21 protein-coding genes are annotated in these 20609 nt (G+C 66.2%); 11 read left to right on the top strand and 10 right to left on the bottom strand.

The annotated features are described in order from the left end of the window. Window positions 1–9: 9 nt before the first annotated feature. The 4 genes from coaE to NLI89_RS14835 form a co-directional block, all read right to left on the bottom strand. Window positions 10–585, bottom strand: coding sequence for a dephospho-CoA kinase (coaE, locus tag NLI89_RS14850; protein WP_254687725.1), 576 nt, complete (start codon window positions 583–585; stop codon window positions 10–12). Then, complete coding sequence (locus tag NLI89_RS14845) at window positions 582–1403, bottom strand: shikimate dehydrogenase family protein (protein ID WP_254687724.1); 822 nt, start codon at window positions 1401–1403, stop codon at window positions 582–584. The genes coaE and NLI89_RS14845 overlap by 4 nt, the downstream gene beginning before the upstream one ends. A 260-nt stretch (window positions 1404–1663) precedes the next feature. Next, window positions 1664–2254 (bottom strand): Maf family protein, encoded by a 591-nt coding sequence (locus tag NLI89_RS14840; RefSeq protein WP_254687723.1) that lies wholly within the window; start codon window positions 2252–2254, stop codon window positions 1664–1666. Then, window positions 2251–3084 (bottom strand): pyruvate, water dikinase regulatory protein, encoded by an 834-nt coding sequence (locus tag NLI89_RS14835; protein WP_254687722.1) that lies wholly within the window; start codon window positions 3082–3084, stop codon window positions 2251–2253. The genes NLI89_RS14840 and NLI89_RS14835 overlap by 4 nt, the downstream gene beginning before the upstream one ends. Before the next feature lie 328 nt (window positions 3085–3412). Between NLI89_RS14835 and hemE the strand changes: the two genes are divergently transcribed. The 4 genes from hemE to NLI89_RS14815 all read left to right on the top strand — a co-directional run bounded on the left by hemE (window position 3413) and on the right by NLI89_RS14815 (window position 7414). After that, a complete protein-coding gene (gene hemE / locus NLI89_RS14830; protein ID WP_302675807.1) occupies window positions 3413–4462 on the top strand; it encodes a uroporphyrinogen decarboxylase in 1050 nt (349 codons plus the stop codon). Then, window positions 4459–4920, top strand: a complete 462-nt coding sequence (locus NLI89_RS14825; protein ID WP_254687720.1) for a CopD family protein — start codon at window positions 4459–4461, stop codon at window positions 4918–4920. The genes hemE and NLI89_RS14825 overlap by 4 nt, the downstream gene beginning before the upstream one ends. Window positions 4921–5205: 285 nt before the next feature. Then, window positions 5206–6462, top strand: coding sequence for a transcription termination factor Rho (rho, locus tag NLI89_RS14820; protein ID WP_031395107.1), 1257 nt, complete (start codon window positions 5206–5208; stop codon window positions 6460–6462). A 232-nt stretch (window positions 6463–6694) separates the two neighbouring features. Then, window positions 6695–7414 carry a TerC family protein gene (locus tag NLI89_RS14815; protein WP_254687742.1) on the top strand — a complete coding sequence of 240 codons (720 nt, stop codon included), beginning with the start codon at window positions 6695–6697 and terminating at the stop codon, window positions 7412–7414. 184 nt (window positions 7415–7598) lie between these two features. Here the strand turns inward: NLI89_RS14815 and NLI89_RS14810 are convergent, their stop codons facing one another. Together NLI89_RS14810 and NLI89_RS14805 are read right to left on the bottom strand one after the other, a co-directional pair. Next, window positions 7599–8300, bottom strand: a complete 702-nt coding sequence (locus tag NLI89_RS14810) for a dienelactone hydrolase family protein (protein WP_254687719.1) — start codon at window positions 8298–8300, stop codon at window positions 7599–7601. Next, entirely contained in the window at window positions 8297–8770 is a 474-nt protein-coding gene (locus NLI89_RS14805; protein WP_254687718.1) for a methylated-DNA--[protein]-cysteine S-methyltransferase, read from the bottom strand. The genes NLI89_RS14810 and NLI89_RS14805 overlap by 4 nt, the downstream gene beginning before the upstream one ends. A 56-nt stretch (window positions 8771–8826) precedes the next feature. On the opposite strand from NLI89_RS14805, the gene NLI89_RS14800 reads away from it, so the two are divergent. From NLI89_RS14800 to NLI89_RS14775, 6 genes are read left to right on the top strand one after another with little or no spacing between them, the layout of a single operon-like run. Continuing rightward, on the top strand, window positions 8827–9063 hold the full coding sequence (locus tag NLI89_RS14800) for a DUF6489 family protein (RefSeq protein WP_248524238.1): 237 nt from the start codon (window positions 8827–8829) through the stop codon (window positions 9061–9063). Between the two features lie 7 nt (window positions 9064–9070). After that, a complete protein-coding gene (gene mnmE, locus NLI89_RS14795; RefSeq protein WP_254687717.1) occupies window positions 9071–10348 on the top strand; it encodes a tRNA uridine-5-carboxymethylaminomethyl(34) synthesis GTPase MnmE in 1278 nt (425 codons plus the stop codon). 54 nt (window positions 10349–10402) lie between these two features. After that, complete coding sequence (mnmG, locus tag NLI89_RS14790) at window positions 10403–12238, top strand: tRNA uridine-5-carboxymethylaminomethyl(34) synthesis enzyme MnmG (protein WP_254687716.1); 1836 nt, start codon at window positions 10403–10405, stop codon at window positions 12236–12238. Then, entirely contained in the window at window positions 12235–12855 is a 621-nt protein-coding gene (gene rsmG, locus NLI89_RS14785) for a 16S rRNA (guanine(527)-N(7))-methyltransferase RsmG (RefSeq protein ID WP_254687715.1), read from the top strand. Before mnmG ends, rsmG begins: the two co-directional genes overlap by 4 nt. Next, the gene (locus NLI89_RS14780; RefSeq protein ID WP_254687714.1) at window positions 12852–13634 is read left to right on the top strand and encodes a ParA family protein; all 783 of its coding nucleotides are present in this window, start codon (window positions 12852–12854) and stop codon (window positions 13632–13634) included. The genes rsmG and NLI89_RS14780 overlap by 4 nt, the downstream gene beginning before the upstream one ends. Further along, the gene (locus NLI89_RS14775) at window positions 13631–14527 is read left to right on the top strand and encodes a ParB/RepB/Spo0J family partition protein (RefSeq protein WP_254687713.1); all 897 of its coding nucleotides are present in this window, start codon (window positions 13631–13633) and stop codon (window positions 14525–14527) included. Before NLI89_RS14780 ends, NLI89_RS14775 begins: the two co-directional genes overlap by 4 nt. Window positions 14528–14802: 275 nt before the next feature. Here the strand turns inward: NLI89_RS14775 and holA are convergent, their stop codons facing one another. From holA to NLI89_RS14755, 4 genes are read right to left on the bottom strand one after another with little or no spacing between them, the layout of a single operon-like run. Further along, window positions 14803–15822 (bottom strand): DNA polymerase III subunit delta, encoded by a 1020-nt coding sequence (holA, locus tag NLI89_RS14770; protein ID WP_254687712.1) that lies wholly within the window; start codon window positions 15820–15822, stop codon window positions 14803–14805. Continuing rightward, on the bottom strand, window positions 15819–16352 hold the full coding sequence (gene lptE, locus NLI89_RS14765; protein ID WP_254687711.1) for an LPS assembly lipoprotein LptE: 534 nt from the start codon (window positions 16350–16352) through the stop codon (window positions 15819–15821). The genes holA and lptE overlap by 4 nt, the downstream gene beginning before the upstream one ends. Continuing rightward, on the bottom strand, window positions 16349–19021 hold the full coding sequence (leuS, locus tag NLI89_RS14760) for a leucine--tRNA ligase (RefSeq protein ID WP_254687710.1): 2673 nt from the start codon (window positions 19019–19021) through the stop codon (window positions 16349–16351). Before leuS ends, lptE begins: the two co-directional genes overlap by 4 nt. A gap of 10 nt (window positions 19022–19031) precedes the next feature. Then, on the bottom strand, window positions 19032–19463 hold the full coding sequence (locus NLI89_RS14755; protein ID WP_187502496.1) for a DUF3576 domain-containing protein: 432 nt from the start codon (window positions 19461–19463) through the stop codon (window positions 19032–19034). Between the two features lie 292 nt (window positions 19464–19755). On the opposite strand from NLI89_RS14755, the gene NLI89_RS14750 reads away from it, so the two are divergent. Next, entirely contained in the window at window positions 19756–20463 is a 708-nt protein-coding gene (locus tag NLI89_RS14750; RefSeq protein WP_254687741.1) for a hypothetical protein, read from the top strand. Window positions 20464–20609: the final 146 nt, after the last annotated feature.

Raw genomic sequence — 20609 nt, 5'->3', positions numbered from 1 at the left:
GGTATCGGCTCAGATTTCCAAGGATGCAAGCACTGCCCGGACTTGCGCGCGCGTCTCGTCGATGCTTGCATCGGTGCGGATGACGTGGTGCGCGCGGGCGCGTTTTTCTGCATCGGGGGTCTGGCGCGCGAGGATCGCGGCGAACTTCTCCGGGGTCATGCCGGGGCGGCCGAGAACGCGCGTGCGCTGCACGTCCGCCGCGGCGGAGACGACGACGATCGAGTCGACGTTGCGGTCGCCGCCGGTCTCGAACAGCAGGGGGACGTCGAACACGACTCGTTTGCCGGCGTGCTCGGCGAGAAAGGCGGCGCGCTCTTCGCCGACGGCGGGGTGGACAATCGCCTCGAGTCGCTTGATCGCGGCATCGTTGCCGAACACCGCTGCGCCGAGCTTGACCCGATCAACCGCGCCATCGACCGTCGTGCCGGGGAAGGCGGCTTCGATCGCCGGGACCAGCCGACCGCCGGCGCCCTGCAACCGGTGAACGGTCGCGTCGGCGTCGAATACCGGCACGCCTTCGTCGGCGAACATCGCAGCGACGGTCGACTTGCCCATACCGATCGAACCGGTCAGCCCGATGATCATTTGACCAGCAATGCCCGGAGGTCCTCGTCGCGATCGCGTGGTGGTTCCACGTGGAACAATATCTCGAATGCGACAGCCGCCTGGCCGATCAGCATTTCGAGCCCGTCGACGGTTTCGAGATCCCGCGCACGCGCCGCTTTCAGCAGACCCGTTTCGAGCGGGGAGTAGACGATGTCGTAGACCAGCGAGTCCGGTTCGAGCGCGCCGAGATCGATGTGGAGCGGGGGCTGACCCGCCATCCCGAGCACGCTGGCGTTGACGAGCAGCCGCGAGGGCGGGGCGGCGGGGCCGATCGGCAATGCCTGCCCCTTGAGCCCGAACGCCGACAGCAACGCTGCACCCTTGAGCGGATTGCGGTTGAGGATGGTCACCGGGCCAACGCCCATCCGCGACAGTGCGAACAGGATCGCGCGGGCTGCGCCGCCAGCACCGATCACCGTGACGGGCTGGCCGACAATATCGAGATCGTCGATCGGCGCCCAGAATCCGGCGGCGTCGGTGTTGGTGCCGATGCAGTCGCCCGCCTGGTTGCGGAACACGGTGTTGATCGCCCCGATCGTCCCGCGGACGTTGCCGGGGTCCGAGACGTAGTCGAGCGCGGCGAGCTTGTGCGGCATCGTGATGTTGCATCCGCGCCAGGCGGGGTCGGCCTTCCGCTCCGCGAAATAGGCGGGGAGTTCGTCCGCGGTGACGTGTTTGTGGCGATACTCGGCGTCGATCCCGAGCGCTTCGAGCCAGAAACCATGGATCAGCGGGGACTTGGACTGGGCGATCGGATCGCCGATCACTTCTGCGTAGGGGCGGGTCGAGACGGTCATTCGAAGCTCCATGTGTCCCCGCGAAGGCGGGGATCCAGTCTGGGCACCCGCCTTCGCGGGTGAACAAGGTTTAATCGATTAGGCTACGATCGCCATGCGCCGTCCGCCTCGAACGATCCTCCCCCGCCAGGGGGAGGTGTCGCCGAAGGTGACGGAGGGAGGACACGGAACAGATGTGTCGCTTACCTCCCCCTCCGTCTGGCGAGTGCCAGCCACCTCCCCCTGGCGGGGGAGGATTACAGTGCCGTCCCTTTTTTAGGTTACGCCGGCAACTCGCCACGCACGCGGAGGAAATCGAGCACGTTCAGCAACGGCATGCCGAGCACCGTGAATTGACTCCCCTCGATCTTGGTGAACAACTGCGCGCCCGGGCCTTCGATCCGGTAGCACCCGACACAGCCCGAGATCGCAGGCCATTCCGCATCGAGATACGTCTCGATGAATGCCTCCGACAGCGGGCGGACATGCATTTTCGTGCGCTCGACGTGGCGCCAGATTGCCTGGCCGTTCTCGGCGATCACCGCAGCGCTCCAGAGATCATGCCGCTTGCCGGACATCACGCGAAGATGCGCCGCGGCGTCGGCGCGGTCGATCGGCTTGTCGAGGATCGTGCCGTCCTCCAGCGCAACGAGCGAGTCGCTGCCCAAGACGAGATACCCCGGCATCCGCGCCGACACTTTCAACGCCTTCAACTCTGCCAGCGCATCGGCCAGATCGCGCGGCGACAGGTCGCGCAACGCCGCCTTTGCCGCATCCTCGTCGACCCCCGCAAACGTCGCCTCGAACGGCACGCCTGCGGCGGTCAGCATCGCTCGACGCGACGCGCTCTGCGAGGCTAGGATCAGGCTCATGCCTCGACCTTCGCGACGTCGTCGCTCCGCCGCTGGTTGCACAGCGCGATGATCGCCGCCGCGGTTTCCTCGATCGAGCGCCGCGTCACGTCGATTACCGGCCAACCATTGTCCGCGAACATCCGCCGCGCAAAGGCGAGTTCGCGCATCACCGCCTCCTCCTCGACATACGACGTATCCGGCTGGTGGTTCAGCGACAGCAACCGGTTGCGGCGGACCTGAATCAGCCGATCCGCGCTGGTCGTCAGCCCGACGATCAGCGGGTTCTTCAGACCATAGAGGATCTTCGGCGGCGGGCTCTCGACCACGATCGGGATGTTGGCCGTCTTGTACCCACGGTTGGCGAGATAGATCGAGGTCGGCGTCTTGGACGAGCGCGACACGCCCGCAAGGACGATATCGGCCTCCTCCCATTCTTCCCACGCGATCCCGTCGTCGTGCGCGATCGTCCACTGGATCGCATCAACGCGCGCGAAATACGCGGCATCAAGCACGTGTTGACGACCCGGTCGCGCCTTGGCCTGCTGCCCGAGCAGTCCCGACAATGCATCGTTGACCGGGTCGAGCGGCGCCACGGCGGGCAGTCCCAAAGCCAGACACCGCTGCTCCAAAATCCGCCGTGTCGAGGGATTCACCAAGGTGAAGATCACCAGCCCCGGGTTCTGCGCGATCTCCTGGAGGATCCGCTCGAGATGCGCTTCGGTCCGCACCATCGGCCAGAAATGCCGCACCGTCTCGACGTCGTCATATTGCGCCAGCGCCGCCTTCGCGATGTTCTCCAGCGTCTCACCGGTCGAATCCGACAGCAAATGGAGGTGGAGCCGCATCATCGGCGATTTATCCCCAGCGGGCGGGTCCGTGGGTGTGGATCTGTGGATAACATGGGGAGAACGGCTAGCGTAACTCGTTCCCCTCGCCAAGCGACGGGTGTGCCGTGGATAACAGCGATTCTATCCACACGCTCGCGCACAGGGGCGGATTTTATCCACAGGCTGTGGGTAACGGGGAGCCTTGAATCGAATCAGCGCGTTTGTGGCGGTGCGACAGGGTCAAGCTGTTGGCAATTCGGGGATCACCGCATAAGTCCCGGGTTCAACCGCCCAACCACTGCAACAACCTATTTCTAGAATCTTCTTATAGTAGAAGAAGGGTGCTCCGCTGACCGATCCGACCTCCCGTTCGTCGTCCTTCAAGCCGCTGCTGGCGACCCTCCGCGGTGAGCGGCAGGCGGTCCCGCCGCTGTGGCTCATGCGGCAGGCGGGGCGGTATCTCCCCGAGTATCGCGAACTGCGGGCCGAGAAGGGTGGGTTTCTCGCGCTTGCGACCGATCCGGACGCCGCGGCCGAGGTCACGCTCCAGCCGATCCGCCGGTTCGGGTTCGACGGCTCGATCCTGTTCTCGGATATCCTGATGATCCCGTGGGCGCTCGGGCAGGATCTGAGCTTCGGGGTCGGTGAGGGCCCTCGGCTCGAGCCGGCGCTGGTCGACCACGCGCTCGATCGGTTGCAACCGGTCATGGGACGGCTGGAGCCGGTCTACGGCACCGTTGCAAAGGTCGCTGCGGCACTGCCGCCTGAGACGACCTTCCTGGGCTTTGCAGGGTCTCCCTGGACGGTCGCGACGTATATGGTGGCCGGGAAGGGGAGCAAGGATCAGTCGGAGACGCGGCGCTTCGCCTATCGCGACCCGGAGGCCTTCGGTGCGATCATCGATGCGATCGCCGACAACACGGTCGAATATCTGGCGCGTCAGATCGAGGCGGGCGTCGACGTGGTGCAGCTGTTCGACAGCTGGTCCGGCTCGCTCTCGCCTGCGCAGTTCGAGCGCTGGGTGATCGCGCCGACCGCGTCGATCGTCGAGCGCCTGCACGCCCGCTGCCCCGGCGTGCCGATCATCGGCTTTCCGAAGGGGGCAGGGGGCAAGCTGCCGGCGTATGCGCGGGAGACCGGCGTCGATGCGATCGGGCTGGACGAGACGGTCGATCCGGTGTGGGCGCATGCGTCGTTGCCCGCGGACATGCCGGTGCAGGGCAATCTCGATCCGCTCGCGCTGATCGCGGGCGGGGCGGATCTCGATGCGGCGATCGATCGGATTCTGGCGGCGTTCGTCGAGCGTCCGCACGTCTTCAATCTCGGCCACGGCATCCTGCCCGACACGCCCATCGCGCATGTCGAGCAGCTGATTGCCCGCGTAAGGAGCACGACATGAGCGGTTTTCTCGGGGCAGCCTATGATTGGGTGAAGGCGGCGCATCTGATCTTCGTGATCTTCTGGATGGCCGGGCTGTTCATGCTGCCGCGCTATCTGGTGTATCATCAGGAGGCGCTGGCGGCTGGGAACACGGGCGAGGCGGCAAACTGGGTCGAGCGCGAGCGCAAGATCCGCCACATCATCCTGACGCCGGCGATGATCGTCGTCTGGGTGCTGGGGATCGCGCTGGCGCTGAACCTGGGGCTGGCGGACGGCGCGCCGGGGCTGGGGTGGCTGCACCTCAAGCTGCTGCTGGTGGTCCTGCTGACGGGCTATCACGGTTGGATGGTCGGCTATGCGAAGAAGCTTGCGGCCGGCAAGCCGACGCTGACGGGCAAGCAGTTGCGGATGCTCAACGAGGTGCCCGCGCTGGCGGTGACGCTGATCGTCGTGCTCGCGATCGTGAAGCCGTTCTGACCTTCCCCCCTCCCTGGAAGGGAGGGGCCGGGGGTGGGTCGGCCAGTTTGAGCCAAAACGCGTCCTTCATGCGGAAGCAAACCCACCCCCAACCCCTCCCTTCCAGGGAGGGGCGGAAAGGCCCGCTTGACTAACCTGCCCCCCAATTCTAACCCCTTCTCCCAACACGGCCTCCTGGCGTCCTGCCCGGTCGTGGGTTCCTGCCAGACTCGTTTCGCCCAGTTTCGCTTCCCAAGCGCACCGCCGACCGAGCGTTCTCCCGTTGATTGCTATCCGGAAATCCCCATGCATCTCAAAGACCTGAAGAAGAAGAAACCCGCCGAGCTGGTCCAGCTGGCCGAGGAACTGGGGGTCGAGAGCGCCTCGACACTGCGCAAGCAGGACCTGCTGTTCGCGATCCTGAAGGTGCAGGCGGACAATGGCGACCAGATCATGGGGCTCGGCACGATCGAAGTGCTGCCTGATGGCTTCGGCTTCCTGCGCTCGCCGGAATCGAACTATCTCGCGGGTCCGGACGACATCTACATCTCGCCGAACCAGGTGCGGAAGTTCGGCCTGCGCACCGGCGACACGGTCGAGGGCGAGATCCGCGGGCCGAAGGATGGCGAACGCTATTTCTCGCTGGTGAAGCTCACGGCGGTCAATTTCGACGACCCTGACGTCGTCCGCCACCGCGTCAATTTCGACAACCTCACGCCGCTCTATCCCGAGAGCAAGCTGACGCTCGATCCCGCCGACCCGACCGTCAAGGACAAGTCGGCGCGCGTAATCGACATCGTCTCGCCGCAGGGCAAGGGCCAGCGCACGCTGATCGTCGCACCGCCGCGCGTCGGCAAGACCGTCATGTTGCAGAACATGGCCAAGGCGATCACCGACAACCACCCCGAGGTGTTCCTGATCGTCCTGCTGATCGACGAGCGCCCCGAGGAAGTCACCGACATGCAGCGCAGCGTGAAGGGCGAGGTGGTCAGCTCGACCTTCGACGAACCCGCGCAGCGCCACGTGCAAGTCGCTGAAATGGTGATCGAAAAGGCCAAACGCCTGGTCGAGCACAAGAAGGACGTCGTGATCCTGCTCGATTCGATCACGCGACTGGGTCGCGCCTACAACACCGTCGTGCCGTCGTCGGGCAAGGTCCTGACCGGTGGTGTCGATGCGAACGCGCTGCAGCGTCCGAAGCGCTTCTTCGGTGCCGCGCGCAACATCGAGGAGGGCGGTTCGCTCTCGATCATCGCCACCGCGCTGATCGATACCGGCAGCCGCATGGACGAGGTGATCTTCGAGGAGTTCAAGGGCACCGGCAACTCGGAAATCGTGCTCGATCGCAAGGTTGCGGACAAGCGCATCTTCCCGGCGCTGGACGTCGGCAAGTCGGGTACCCGCAAGGAGGAACTGCTGGTCGACAAGGCCAAGCTCAGCAAGATGTGGGTCCTGCGCCGCATCCTGATGCAGATGGGCACGATCGACGCGATGGAGTTCCTGCTCGACAAGATGAAGGATTCGAAGACCAACGAGAATTTCTTCGATTCCATGAATCAATAACCGAGTGCGGCCTGCTGCAACCTGCAGCAGGACTCGCACCGGTTCGGCCGGCGGGGCGAAAGCTCCCGACCGACGACATGGGCTTTGCCCATGTCTGCCCAGAAGACCCGTATGCGGCACGCGAGAGCATGGCTTTCGCGTGCCGCTTTGCTATTAAACCCCCATAACCGTCACCACCGCTAGTCGCTGGTGACCCACGTCACCGGGAGCCGAAACCTTGAGTATCATCGCCATGCTGGCCGCCGCCGCATCGGGAGCCGCCGGACCCGGCTCGCCGCTCGACATCTGGCATCACGTCGTCGCCGATTTTTCGAACCTCGGCGATCCGAAGGCCCTGGCCGCGTTCGGCTCGGTCCTGATGATCGACCTCGTCCTCGCGGGCGACAATGCGATCGTCGTCGGTGCGCTTGCCGCGGGACTTCCCGCCGACCAGCGCAAGAAGGTCATCCTGATCGGCATCGGCGCGGCGCTCGTGCTGCGCATCTTCTTCGCGCTGATCGTGACATGGCTGATGGGCATCGTCGGGCTGATCTTTGCCGGCGGCCTGTTGCTGCTGTGGGTATGCTGGAAGTTCTGGCGTGAAATCCGCGAGGGTGCGCAGAACGCTGGGTCTGAGGAAATCGAGGGCGACGAACGCTCGGGTCTCCGGTCCTCGAAGGGTTTCGCGAGCGCAGCCTGGGCCGTTGCCGTTGCCGACGTCTCGATGAGCCTCGACAACGTCCTGGCGGTCGCCGGCGCGGCGCGCGAGCATCCCGGAATCCTCGTCATCGGCCTGCTGTTGTCGGTCGCGATGATGGGCCTCGCCGCGAACTATATCGCGCGCATCATCAACAAGTATCGCTGGATCGCGTATATCGGTCTCGCAGTGATCCTCGTGGTCGCGGTGAAGATGATCTACGAAGGCTGGGTCGGCACCGGCGACACGCTGGGGATCATCTCGCTGCTGCGCTGATCGCGTTGCGGTTGGGATAAGGAAAGGCCTCGCCGGGTAATCCCGGCGAGGCCTTTTTCATGTCCGCCGTCAACACTCCCGTCATGCCGGACACGTTCCGGCATCCACCGTTCCGCAAACTCGATAGCCGTGAGTTCGCGGGACCGTGGACCCCGGAACAAGTCCGGGGTGACGGAGGCAGGCGTCAGCCGAGATTCTCCGCGAAGAACTTCGCCGTCCGCTCGTCCGCCAGCTTCGCCGCCGCGTCGGACCGCCGCTCGCCGAACTCGGTCGCGAAGCCGTGATCCTCGCCAGCATAATCGTAGATCGTCACCTTCGGATGATCGTCGAGCCCGGCATGCATCGTCGCCTGCGCAGCCTTGTCGACGAAGTGATCCTCCTCCGGCACGTGCAACAGCACCGGGTGCGCGATCGCGTGCTTCTCGCCCAGCAGCCCGTCGATCCCGACGCCGTAATAGCCGACGCTCGCATCGACGTCGGTCCGCGCCGCGGTCATGAATGCGAGCCGCCCGCCGAGGCAGTAGCCGACCACGCCGACCTTGCTGCTATCGCCGAGCTCGGCACGCGCCGCGCGGATCGTGGCCTCGATATCTGCCACGCCCTTGTCCTGGTCGAACTGGCCCATCAGCTCGAGCGCGCGATCGAACTCTGGCTTGATGTCCGGATCGAGCTCGATGCCGCGCTCCAGCCGCCAGAACAGGTCCGGCGCGATCGCCAGATAGCCCGCCTCGGCGAGCGTATCGCACTTGCGACGGATGCCGGCATTCACGCCGAAGATCTCCTGGATCACGACGATCGCGGCTTTGGGCGTGCCGGCGGGGATGGCGCGGTAGGCGTGGAAATCGCCGGCGCCATCGAGCGTCGCGATGGTGGTCGTGTTCGTCATAGCAATCCTCCTTGCGACCGCTCGTGATCGAGCAGCCTGGATTTGGTGATGGGGCCGTTGCCCGCGGAATACGCACCAAGCGCCCCGCCGGCTCCAAGGATCCGGTGACAGGGGACGACGATCGGAAACGGATTGCGCGCACACGCCTGGCCGATCGCGCGCGGGCTGGACCCGATCGCTTTCGCAAGCGCGCCGTAGCTCGCAGTCTCGCCGTACGCGACGTCTACGATCCCCTGCCGCAGGACCGCGCCGCGTTCGGTAGGCGAGGGGGCGAGTGGCAGATCGAACGCCGTCAGTTGCCCGGCGAAATATGCTTCGATCTGTCGAAGCGCTTCCCGGATCGCCGGCGCGTTGCTCGCCACCGCATCGCCCGTCGCGAGAATCTCGATCGCGTCGATCCGGTCCGCGGTACCGGTCACGCGGACCAGTCCGATTGGCGTTGCGATCGAGGCTGCATCGCGCGCATACATGGCCACGCTATGCAGCGCGCGGATGGGCGGCTCAAGCGCCATCTGGGACGCGGTACATGAAGATGAATATCGAGATCGAATGCACCCCCGAAGAGGCGCGCCGCGCGGTCGGACTGCCCGATCTGACGCCGATCCACGATCGCTATGTCGCGATGATGATGGACGCGATCCCGGACGGCCAGATGAAGCCCGAGATGCTCGAATCGATGATGCGCGGGTGGCAGCCGATGGGCGAGGCGGGGATGGCGATGTGGAAGCGGATGTTCGACACCGCGACGAAGACGGGCGGCTGAGTTCCACGTGAAAACGATCTTCGCGGTATCGAGCGGGCGTCCTCCCGCGGCGATCGCCGTCGTCCGGGTGAGTGGCCCGCAAGCGTTCGCGGCGGCCGAAGCTCTGGCAGGCCCGTTGCCAATCGCTCGCCACGCGAGCCTGCGCGGGTTGCGCGATGCCGACGGTGCGCTACTCGACCGCGCGTTGTTGATCGTCTTTCCGGGACCGACAACCGCGACAGGTGAGGATCTGGTCGAACTTCATTGCCATGGGGGCCGTGCGGTTATCGCCGCTGTGGAGCGCGCATTGTCGGCGATGCCGGGGCTGCGTACTGCCGAACCCGGCGAGTTCACCCGCCGCGCGCTGACCAACGGCCGCATCGACCTGACCGAGGCAGAAGGCCTTGCCGACCTGCTGGAGGCAGAGACCGAAGGACAGCGCGTCGCGGCGATGACCGCAGCCGAGGGCCGCGTGAGCCAGGCCGTTCGCGGCTGGATGGACTCCGTCGCAATGCTGTCCGCACGGATCGAAGCGATGCTCGACTTCGCCGACGAGGACGATGTGGCGAGCGACATCGCTGCTTTCGACGCGATCGTTGCGGACATCGGCGCGCTCGCGGCGGCAATCGAGGCGGTGGTCGACGCGCCCCCGGTCGAACGGCTCAAGGACGGCCTGCGCGTCGTCATCGGCGGTCCGCCCAACAGCGGAAAGTCGACGCTGCTCAATCTGCTCGGCGAGCGCGACGCGGCGATCGTGTCGCCGATCTCGGGCACCACGCGCGACCGGATCGAGGTGCCGGTAATCCGCGACGGCGTCGCTTATGTGCTGACTGACACCGCTGGGCTGATCGATACGCTCGACCCGATCGAGGCGATCGGCGTGACGCGCGCCGAGGACGCCATCGCCGCAGCCGACATCATGTTGTGGCTCGCCGACACGCCACCACCGCGGACCGATGCCATCTGGATCCATGCGCGCGCGGACCTGCCGGGGCGGGCGGATATGCCCGCAGGGCGCGTGCTCGCGATTGCGCAATCCGATCGCGGTTCGCTCGATCGGCTTTGGGCGGAGGTGCACCAGCGGGCGATGACCATGCTTCCGCGCAGCGACGGGATCGCGCTCAAGCAGCACCAGCGGCGGCAGTGCGGAATGGCCGCCGACGCGCTGCGCTACCGCAGTTCAGACGCGCTTATCGTCGCCGAACATCTCCGTCAGGCGCGCGCTATCCTCGCCGGTGTCCTCGGTCTCGATGCGACCGGTGAAATGCTCGACGCGCTGTTCGGGCGATTCTGCATCGGCAAATGATGTTCCACGTGGAACATCTTTGACGCATCCGCCACGCCGCACTAGGGCGATGGCATGTTCGATGTAGTGGTGGTTGGCGGTGGCCATGCCGGAACCGAAGCCGCAGCCGCGGCGGCGCGTAGGGGCGCGCGCACTGCGCTCGTGTCGTTCGACGCGCAGCACATTGGCGCAATGTCGTGCAATCCAGCGATCGGTGGATTGGGCAAGGGGCATATGGTCCGCGAGGTCGACGCCTTCGACGGCCTGATCGGACGCGCTGCCGATGCGGCGGCGATCCACTACCGGATGCTCAATCGCAGCAAGGGATCGGCGGTGCAGGGTCCCCGCATCCAGGCTGACCGCCGCCTCTATTCGGCAGCGATCCAGACGATGCTGGCCGCGACCGCAGGGCTCGCGATCGTCGAGGGCGAAGCGACCGCGCTGCATTTCGACGACGATCGCCTAGCTGGCGTCGTCCTCGCGGATGGCTCGATCGTCGCAGCTCGCGCGGTAGTCCTCGCTACCGGCACATTCCTCGGCGGCCGCATCTTTCGGGGCGATGATCGCGAGGAAGGTGGCCGGATCGGCGAGCGTGCGGCCAAGCCGTTGGCCGACCAGTTGCGCGCCCGCGACTTGCCGATGGCGCGACTGAAGACCGGCACACCGCCCCGCCTCGATGGCCGGACGATCGACTGGGGCGCGTTGGCCGAGCAGCCGTCGGACCTCGATCCCTGGACGATGTCGCCGATGACTCGCGCGCGTCCGCTCCCCCAGATCGCCTGCGCCATCACGCGCACGACCGACCGAACGCATGCAATCATCCGCGAGGCGTTCCACCGGTCGCCCCTGTTCACCGGCGCGATCGAGGCCGCCGGCCCGCGCTATTGTCCGTCGATCGAGGACAAGGTCCACCGCTTCGGCGACCGCGACGGGCACCAGGTGTTTCTCGAACCCGAGGGGCTGGATGACGCGACGGTCTATCCCAACGGCTTGTCCACGTCGCTCCCGGTCGAAGTCCAGGCGGCAATGCTGGCCAGCATTCCCGGCCTCGAACGCGTGCGGATGACGATGCCGGGCTATGCGGTCGAGTATGATTACATCGATCCGCGGGCGCTCGATACGCGGCTCGCGCTCGGCGCGATCGAGGGCGTGTTCTGCGCCGGCCAGATCAATGGCACGACCGGCTATGAGGAAGCGGCAGGGCAGGGGCTCGTCGCGGGCCTCAATGCCGCTGCCTATGCGTGCGACCTCGCTCCCGTCATTCTTGACCGCGCGTCCAGTTATCTCGGCGTCATGATCGACGATCTCACGCTGCAAGGCGTGACCGAGCCCTATCGCATGCTGACGGCGCGCGCCGAGTTTCGCCTGTCGCTGCGTGCCGACAATGCGGAGACGCGGCTTGGTGGCATCGCCGAAGCGGCTGGGTGTCTTGGACCGGAGCGGCTCGCGCATCAGCACGCGCTGGCCGAAGACCGTGCCCGGTTCCGCGCGTCGCTCGATGGCGAACGCACCGCGACCGAGGTCGCCGATCAGGGCGTGGCCATCGGCCGCGATGGCGCGCGCCGGACCGCGTTCGACTGGCTCCGGTTCGAAGGCGTGACGCTCGCGCATGTTGCGCCGGATGCTGCGACGGGCATCCCGACGTCGGTCGTTGACGAAGTGTTAGAGGACGCGCGCTACGCCCCGTATATCGAACGCCAGGCGCACGAGGTTGCGCGCCTGCGTGCCGACGAGGCGATCCGCTTACCCGAGGACCTGGCCTATGATCGCATACCCGGCCTGTCGAACGAGATGATCAATCGCCTGACGACCGCGCGACCGACCTCGCTCGCGGCGGCGGCGCGCGTACGGGGGATCACCCCGGCTGCGTTGTCGGCAGTCTTATTGCATACGAAACGAGTGCCAGCATGACCGAAGACGACGCACAGGCCTGGGTCACCGAGCGGTTCGGGCCTGAGGCAACCGCGCGCTTGGCCGCGTTCGTCGCGATGGTCGTCGAGGAAGCGCCGCACCAGAATTTGATCGCGCCGTCGACGGTCCCGACGATCTGGGACCGGCATGTCGTCGACTCGCTCCAGCTCGTACCGCTCGCCGGGGCGGATACCTCGGCGGCGCGCTGGCTCGATATTGGCACCGGCGGTGGTTTCCCCGGCATGGTCGTCGCGCTGGTTCGCGAGGGGCCGGTCGATCTGGTCGAGCCCCGGAGACGGCGCGCGGACTTCCTACAGCTCTGCGTCGCGCGTCTCGGCCTCGGCGATCAGGTCCGTGTCCACGCGTCCAAGGTCGAGAATGCGACCGCCGATGCGTCGATCATTTCCGCCCGTGCGGTCGCATCGTTGCAAAACCTTTTGCGTGGCGCGGCACACTGCGCCACAATGGAGACGCGGTGGTTGCTTCCTCGGGGGCGTTTCGACGAGGAAGAGCTGGCCGCGCTCAAGCAGCATTGGCGGTTTATGTTCCACGTGGAACAAAGCGTCACGAACCCGGAGTCGTCGATCGTGGTTCTGGATCGGGTAAGCGCGCGATGATCACCATCGCGGTCGCCAATCAGAAGGGCGGGGTGGGCAAGACCACCAGCGCCATCAACCTCGCGACCGCGCTCGCGGCGACGGGCATGCGCGTGCTGCTGGTCGATCTCGATCCGCAGGGCAACGCGTCGACCGGGCTTGGCATCGGTCATTCGCAACGCGAACGGTCGAGCTACGACGTGCTGGTCGGCGAGACGTCGATCGCAGACGCGGTGGTGCATACGCGCGTGCCGCGACTCGATATCGTGCCAGCGACGGTCGACCTGTCGGGCGCCGAGATCGAGCTGGTCGATTTCGATGCGCGCACCCACCGACTCGATCGCGCGGTGAAGGCGGCGCAGGGGCCGTGGGATATCGCGCTGATCGATTGTCCGCCGTCGCTCGGGTTGCTGACGATCAACGCGATGGTCGCAGCAGACTCGCTGCTCGTGCCGCTGCAATGCGAGTTTTTCGCGCTTGAAGGGTTGTCCCAGTTGCTCAGTACGGTCGAGCGCATCCGCCAGCGGTTCAATCCCGGCCTGTCGATTCTCGGTGTCGCGCTGACGATGTTCGACCGCCGCAACCGGCTTACCGACCAGGTCTCCGCGGATGTCCGTGCGGTGTTGGGGAAAGTGGTGTTCGAGACGGTGATTCCGCGCAATGTGCGGCTGTCGGAGGCGCCGAGCCACGGTCTGCCCGCGCTGATCTACGACCATCGCTGTTCGGGCTCGCAGGCGTATATCGCGCTGGCGCGGGAACTTATCGGTCGGCTTCCGGCAACAGCGCAGGCGGCGGCATGAGCGACGGGAACAAACGTGGGCGTCCGGGGCTGGGCAGGGGGCTCAACGCACTGCTCGGCGAGATGGCGCGCGAGACTCCGGTATCGGGCGATGGTGCGGCGCAGCAATCGTCGGGCGTACGGATGCTGCCGGTCAGTTCGCTATCGCCGCATCCCGATCAGCCGCGCCGCCATTTCGACGAGGCGATGCTCGACGAACTGGCCGCCTCGATCGCCTCGCGCGGGTTGATCCAGCCGATCGTCGTCCGCCCGCATGGTCACGACTACCAGATCGTCGCGGGCGAGCGCCGCTGGCGGGCTGCACAGCGGGCGCGGCTGCACGAGGTGCCGGTTGTTGTCCGCGACTTCAACGATGCCGAGACGCTCGAGATCGCGCTGATCGAGAACATCCAGCGCGAGGACCTCAACGCGATCGAAGAGGCACAGGCGTATCAGCGGCTGGCCGGCGAATATGGCCATACGCAGGAAGTGCTCGCCAAGATCGTCCACAAATCGCGCAGCCATGTCGCGAATCTGCTGCGGTTGCTGGAACTGCCGGCGCAGGTGCAGTCGCAGGTGGTGGATGGGTCGCTGTCGATGGGGCATGCTCGGGCTTTGCTGGGCTCGCCCGACGTCGAAACGCTGGCCGATCAGGTCGTGTCGCGCGGGCTGTCGGTGCGCGAGACCGAGAAGCTGGCGCGGGATGCGAAGCCTGGGCGGAGCCGTAGCGGCAAGCGAGCCGAGCCTCGGATCCCCGACGCGGATATTGCGGCGCTGGAGCGGCAGTTGGCGGATTTGCTTGGGTTGCAGGTCCGGGTCGCGCATACCGAGACGGGGGGGACGTTGACGCTCAATTATTCGACGTTGGACCAGCTCGATATGGTTTGTCAGCGGTTGACCGGTGGGGCGATCTAGGCCGCGTCGTCACCCGACCCGGTTACTCTCCTTCCGTTCGTGCTGAGCGAAGTCGAAGAACCTGCGTACTGGACTATCCTTCGACTTCGCTCAGGACGAACGGGTGATGGGGGAGGGAGGACCACTAATCTCCGTCATCCCGGCGGAAGCCGGGACCCACGGTTGCGGCCCGCTTCGTTAGTGATCGCACCCTATCCATGGGTCCCGGCGTGCGCCGGGATGACGGAGGGGGGGATGGTTATCAGAAGAGCATGCGCGACGAAGCGCGCTCAAGATTAATTTCGCCGTGCGATCGCCTGCGACAGCGCCACTACCGCCGCTTTCGCGACAACCCCACCAGCGTTCCCCGACGCCATGATCGCCCGCTCCGCCGTCCGCACGCGCTGGATCGCGGTGGCGAGCATTACCGGCGACCAGCGGCGCAACGATCGTGCGGTGCTGGCCTCTTCCTTGTAGAACACGCGGTGGCGTTTCATCACAGCGTCGACCGTGTCGCCGCGGTCGATCTCGCCGCGCATGTCGGCCAGCGCGATCAGGCGGCGGACGAGTTGGCGGAGCCACGGGATCGGCGAGGTGCCCGCCTCTTCGAGCACCGCGAGTTCGGCGCCGAGGTCATCGACCCGGCCCTCGATCACCGCATCGATCGCGCGGCTCACTTCCGCATCGCCTAGGTCCGCGCCGACCGCGTCGAGTGCTTGGTGATCGAGGTCCGCGGGACGGTCCGGCGCCGCGTCGAGATACAGTGCAAGCTTCTCGATCTCGCGGGTGATGACGGCACGGTCGCCGCCGGTCGTATCGACGAGGCGGCGTGCGACGCCGGGGGCTGGGCGGAGGCCGTTCTCGGCGGCGATCGTCGTCGCGAGGCGCTCGGCATCCTGCGCGGTCGGCGCATAGCACGCGAACGCCATCGCGCGCGGGGAGTCGATCGCGAGTTTGACGATCTTTGCAGTCGATTTGACCGTTGGCGCGATCGCAACGACCGGGTTGCCGACTCGTTCGGCCGCCAGCAGGTTGGTGAACGCCTCCAGGCTTTCCTCGCCGGCCGACGCAACGCGGACGAACCTTGCGCCTGCGAACAGCGAGAGCGAGGCGGCTTCGTCGGTCAGCCGGCCGGGATCGCCCTTGAGCGTCGACCCGTCGAGATCGACGCGTTCGGCGTCCGCGCCCATCGCCTTGGCGAGCACGCGCGCGAGGTCGCTCGCGCCGGCCTCGTCGGGACCGTGGAGCAGGTACAGGCGGATGTCGCCGCCTGGCTTGGCCAGCGCGCCGCGGATCTGGCCGGCGCTGGCCTTCACTTTGCTGGCGTAGCGCCCTGCGCCGCCGCGACCGCGGGCGTATTCCGCGCGTACAAGGCGACGCGCGCGACGATCTGGTCGGCGACGATCTGCGACAGGCGTTCGAGTGCGGTGTTCTCGGCTGCGATCGTCGCATATTCGGAGCGGACGACGTCGATACCGGCATCCGAGCCCGCGGTCGCGTCGAGCAGCACCGAGCCATCACCGATCCGGACAAGTTGATAGCGCGCGCGGAGGGTCCGCCGTTCGCGCGAGACGCTGTCGTCGGTGCGAACACCGAGCCCGCTGATCGCGTCGTCGAGGCGGATGTCGATCCGGTAGAGCGGCGGCGCGCCGTTCGACGGCAGGCGATCACGCAAGGCGGTCGCCATCAGCCAGCCATTCTTGCCCGCGATCGGCGCGATCTCGACTTGGCCGAGCGCCCCCGCGACCGGACCGCTACTGCCGCCCGCATAGAGCGGGTGCAGGCCGCAACCAGACAGCGTTATCGATAGCACGAGTGCACCGGCGAGGGTCGCAAGACGCTTCATACGACGATGTTCACGAGACGGTCGGGCACGACGATCACTTTCCGGGGCGGCTTGCCCTCAAGCAGGCGGACGATCTTCTCGGAGGCGAGCGCGGCGGCTTCGACCGCGTCCTTCGGCGCGCCCTTGGGGAAGACGAGCGTGTCGCGCAGCTTGCCGTTGACCTGCACCGCGATCGTGACCTCGTCGTCGACCAGCATCGCCGGATCGACGATCGGCCACGCGGCGTCGGCGATCAGGCCGTCATTGCCTGCCGTCGCCCAGGCTTCCTCGGCGACGTGCGGGACCATCGGGCTGACGAGCAGCAGCAGCGTGCGTACCGCCTCGTCGCGGTCGGCGGACGGCGGTGCCTTCTCGATCGCGGTGCACAACGAGTAGAGCCGCGCGACAGCCTTGTTGAACTGCAAGGCGTTGATATCGCTCTCGATACCGATTGTCGTCCGGTGGCAGAGCTTGCGTAGCGCGATGTCTTCGCCCTCGGCCTTTGCCGCATCGTCCGACTCGATCAGCCGCCAGAGACGCTGGACGAACCGCCACGCGCCTTCGATACCCGACTCGCTCCACGGCAGATCGCGCTCGGGGGGCGAGTCGGAGAGCACGAACCAGCGCACCGCGTCTGCGCCATACTGGTCGACGATCGGTTCGGGATCGACGGTGTTCTTCTTCGACTTCGACATCTTCTCGACGCGACCGACGGTAACTTCGTCGGTCGTTCCGCGGAGAAACACCTTACCGTCACGCTTGTCGATATCATCAGGCGACAGCCAGCGACGAGTATGAACCTGAGCTTCCAGAAAATCGTCCAAAGACTCGGACGCAGGCTTGGACTGTTCCATTGTCCAGTACGTCTCGTGCGTCACCATGCCCTGCGTGAAAAGCCCGGCGAACGGCTCGGCGATGTCGAGCATGCCGATATGCTTCAGCGCGCGCGTCCAGAACCGCGCGTAGAGTAGATGCAGGATCGCATGCTCGACGCCGCCGATATACTGGTTGACCGGCAGCCACTTCTCCGCGCCCGTCCGGTCGAACGGTTTCGCGTCCGGCTGGCTGGCGAAGCGGATGAAATACCACGACGAATCGACAAACGTGTCGAGCGTATCGGTCTCGCGCCGCGCATCGCCACCGCAGGACGGGCAGGGGACGTGCTTCCAGGTCGGATGGCGATCGAGCGGGTTGCCGGGGATGTCGAACGACACGTCCTCGGGCAGCACGATCGGCAACTGGTCCTTGGGCACAGGCACCGCGCCGCACGCGTCGCAGTGGATGATCGGGATCGGCGTGCCCCAGTAACGCTGGCGGCTGACGCCCCAGTCGCGCAGGCGGAACACAGTGGTACCCTTGCCCCAGCCTTCGCCCTCGGCGCGCTCGATCACGACGCGCTTGGCGTCCTCGATGTCCATGCCGTCGAGGAAGTGCGAGTTCACGATGGTCCCGGCGCCCGTCCAGGCGGTGTCGCCGACGAACACCGGGGCCTCGTCATCGCCTTCGCTGACGACGCGCTTGACGGGCAGGTCGTATTTGCGCGCGAAATCGAGATCGCGCTGGTCATGCGCGGGGACGCCGAAGACCGCGCCGGTGCCATATTCCATCAGTACGAAGTTGGCGATGTAGACCGGGAGTTCCCAAGCCTTGTCGAGCGGATGCACCGCGCGCAGGCCGGTGTCGAAGCCGAGCTTCTCCTGCGTGTCGAGTTCCGCCGCGGTGGTGCCGCCGCGCTTGCAGAGTTCGATGAAGGCGGCGGCGTCGGGGTTCGTCTCGGCGATCGCGCGCGCGATCGGATGATCGGCTGCGACCGCGACGAAGCTGGAGCCGAACATCGTGTCGGGACGGGTGGTGAACACCTCGACGCTCTCTATTCCCATCCCTGGAAGGGAGGGGTTAGGGGTGGGTTGCTCTCGTGGGACTGCCGCGTCCGCCTCTGGCCGACCCACCCCCGGCCCCTCCCTTCCAGGGAGGGGGGAAGAGAGCAGGAACTTGAACTGCAACCCCTGGCTGCGGCCGATCCAGTTTTCCTGCATCAGCTTGACCTTGTCGGGCCAATGCTCAAGCGCACCCAGACCATCGACCAGCTCGTCGGCGAAGTCGGTGATCTTCAGGAACCACTGCGACAGTTTCCGCCGCTCGACCAGCGCACCCGAGCGCCAGCCGCGCCCGTCGATCACCTGCTCGTTGGCGAGCACGGTCATGTCGACCGGATCCCAGTTTACCGCCGATTCCTTGCGGTAGACGAGCCCCGCCGCGAACAGATCGAGGAACAGCGCCTGCTCATGCCCGTAATAGTCGGGCTCGCACGTCGCCAGTTCGCGCGTCCAGTCGAGGGCGAAGCCGAGCCGCTTCAACTGGGCCTTCATCGTCGCGATGTTGGCGCGCGTCCAGGTACCCGGATGCACGCCCTTTTCCATCGCCGCATTCTCGGCGGGCATGCCGAACGCGTCCCAGCCCATCGGATGGAGCACTTCCATGCCCTTCATCCGACGGAACCGCGCGAGCACGTCGCCCATCGTGTAGTTCCGGACATGCCCCATATGGATGCGCCCCGACGGATAGGGGAACATCTCGAGCACGTACGAGCGCGGCTTGGTCGACAGGTCGTCGGCGGCGAACGTCTTGCGCTCGTCCCAGACCTTCTGCCACGCCGCGTCCGCCTTCAACGCATTGAAACGCGACGCCATTATGTCGTCCTCAGCCCGCGATCGAGGCGCGGCGCAGGTCGCGGGCCTTGGTCAGGATGATGTCCTCGAGCTTCTGCGTGGTCGCGGCCTGGACCGGGGACGACACCCACTGGCCGTTGCGATTGACTTCGCGGAGCGCGGCCACGCGCAGCGCATCGGCGCGCAGATCCTGGTCGAGGATCGACACGGTCACCTTCATGCGCTCGGTCGGGGTCTGCGGGTTGGTGTACCAGTCGGTGACGATCACGCCGCCATTCGAGTCGGTCTGGAGCAACGGCATGAAGCCCAGCGTGTCGAGGCTCGCGCGCCACAGATAGCTGTTCACGCCGATCGTCGTGATCTTCGACGCGGCGAGATCCGCCTGGGGACGAGCGGAACCGCCGCCGCAAGCGACGAGAGGCAGGGCAAACAGCACGACTGCGATACGCGAGCGGCGGAACATGGGCATCATCCTGGCAAGAAAATCTGCCTCATGCTCTACAGGCCAGCCCGCGCGCCCGCAAGCAGACGCCCGCATGTGCGAGCGGCGGCGCGCCGAGCAGGCGATTCGCATTCGGATACGTCCGATTCGGTAGCGCTATCGCGGCGATATGTGTGCTGATTGCAACACTGTCCGACAATTCGGCGACGAAGGGGCAAATACGCCGGTTCTGCGGCCTTTGCTCTGGATCAATTCATGTTAGATGCTGTTTAACAGGATCCGATTACGGGATTCGAAGGACAGATTCGTTGTGATGACGCGTGGGGGAATATTCGGGGTGGTTGCCGGGGCGCTTGTCGCCACCGCCGCAATCGTCGCGCCCGCGTTCGGTGCCAGCGAACAGTCCGCGCGCATCGCCAAGCACAACGTCGCTTCTGTTCGCGGGATCGGGTCGTTCACCCCCGCCGCCGCCGATCCCCGCCTTGCTGCGATGTTCGCGCGTGGTGGCTTCGACGCCGGCAGCTTCCGCTTCACGCCCGCCGAGACCCGGCAGGACAATCGCGCGGTGACCGTCGCGGTCCGTGCGCAGACCAACCGCGGCATCGCGAACACGGCCAGCCTCGCATCGACGACGCCGACCGTCGGCATCGCGCCGATCGCCTACAACCTCGGCATGTCGGTCGGCTGGAAGCGGTTCGCGATCTCGGGCGACGTGAACAAGCTCGATCTGGGTGGCCTGCCGGGCAGCCGTCAGGCGGCCGACCTGGCAATCAGCTACAGCGCCAAGCGTTTCAGCGGCACCGTCAAGGCGGCCGCGGATCGTCCGCTGGCAAACACGCCGAACCTGATCGAGGAAACGCCGAGCTATTCGGTCGATCTGGGCGGCTCCTACTCGCTGACGCGTAACCTGGCGGTAACGGCGGGCGTCCGGTATCGCTCGGACCGCGAGCGTTTCGTCAAGGTCGACGACGATCGCCGCGACAGCCAAGCCGTGTATCTGGGCACCGCCTTCCGCTTCTGATCGACCGAGTAGCGGCGGTTCGTCGTAGTGCTCGACCGGATCTCGCCATTTACGGGTGAAACCCGAACCCTCACCCATCGCCGCCTTCCGCGTCTTTCCGCATCTGCTCTCCAACAGGTCGCCGCATCTCCACCACCCCGTCACCC

This window comes from Sphingomonas faeni (assembly GCF_024273235.1).
In the GTDB taxonomy this organism is placed as follows: domain Bacteria; phylum Pseudomonadota; class Alphaproteobacteria; order Sphingomonadales; family Sphingomonadaceae; genus Sphingomonas; species Sphingomonas faeni_A.
Note: the sequence above shows the minus strand (reverse complement) of the source record. Positions and strands in the feature narration are given on the sequence as shown.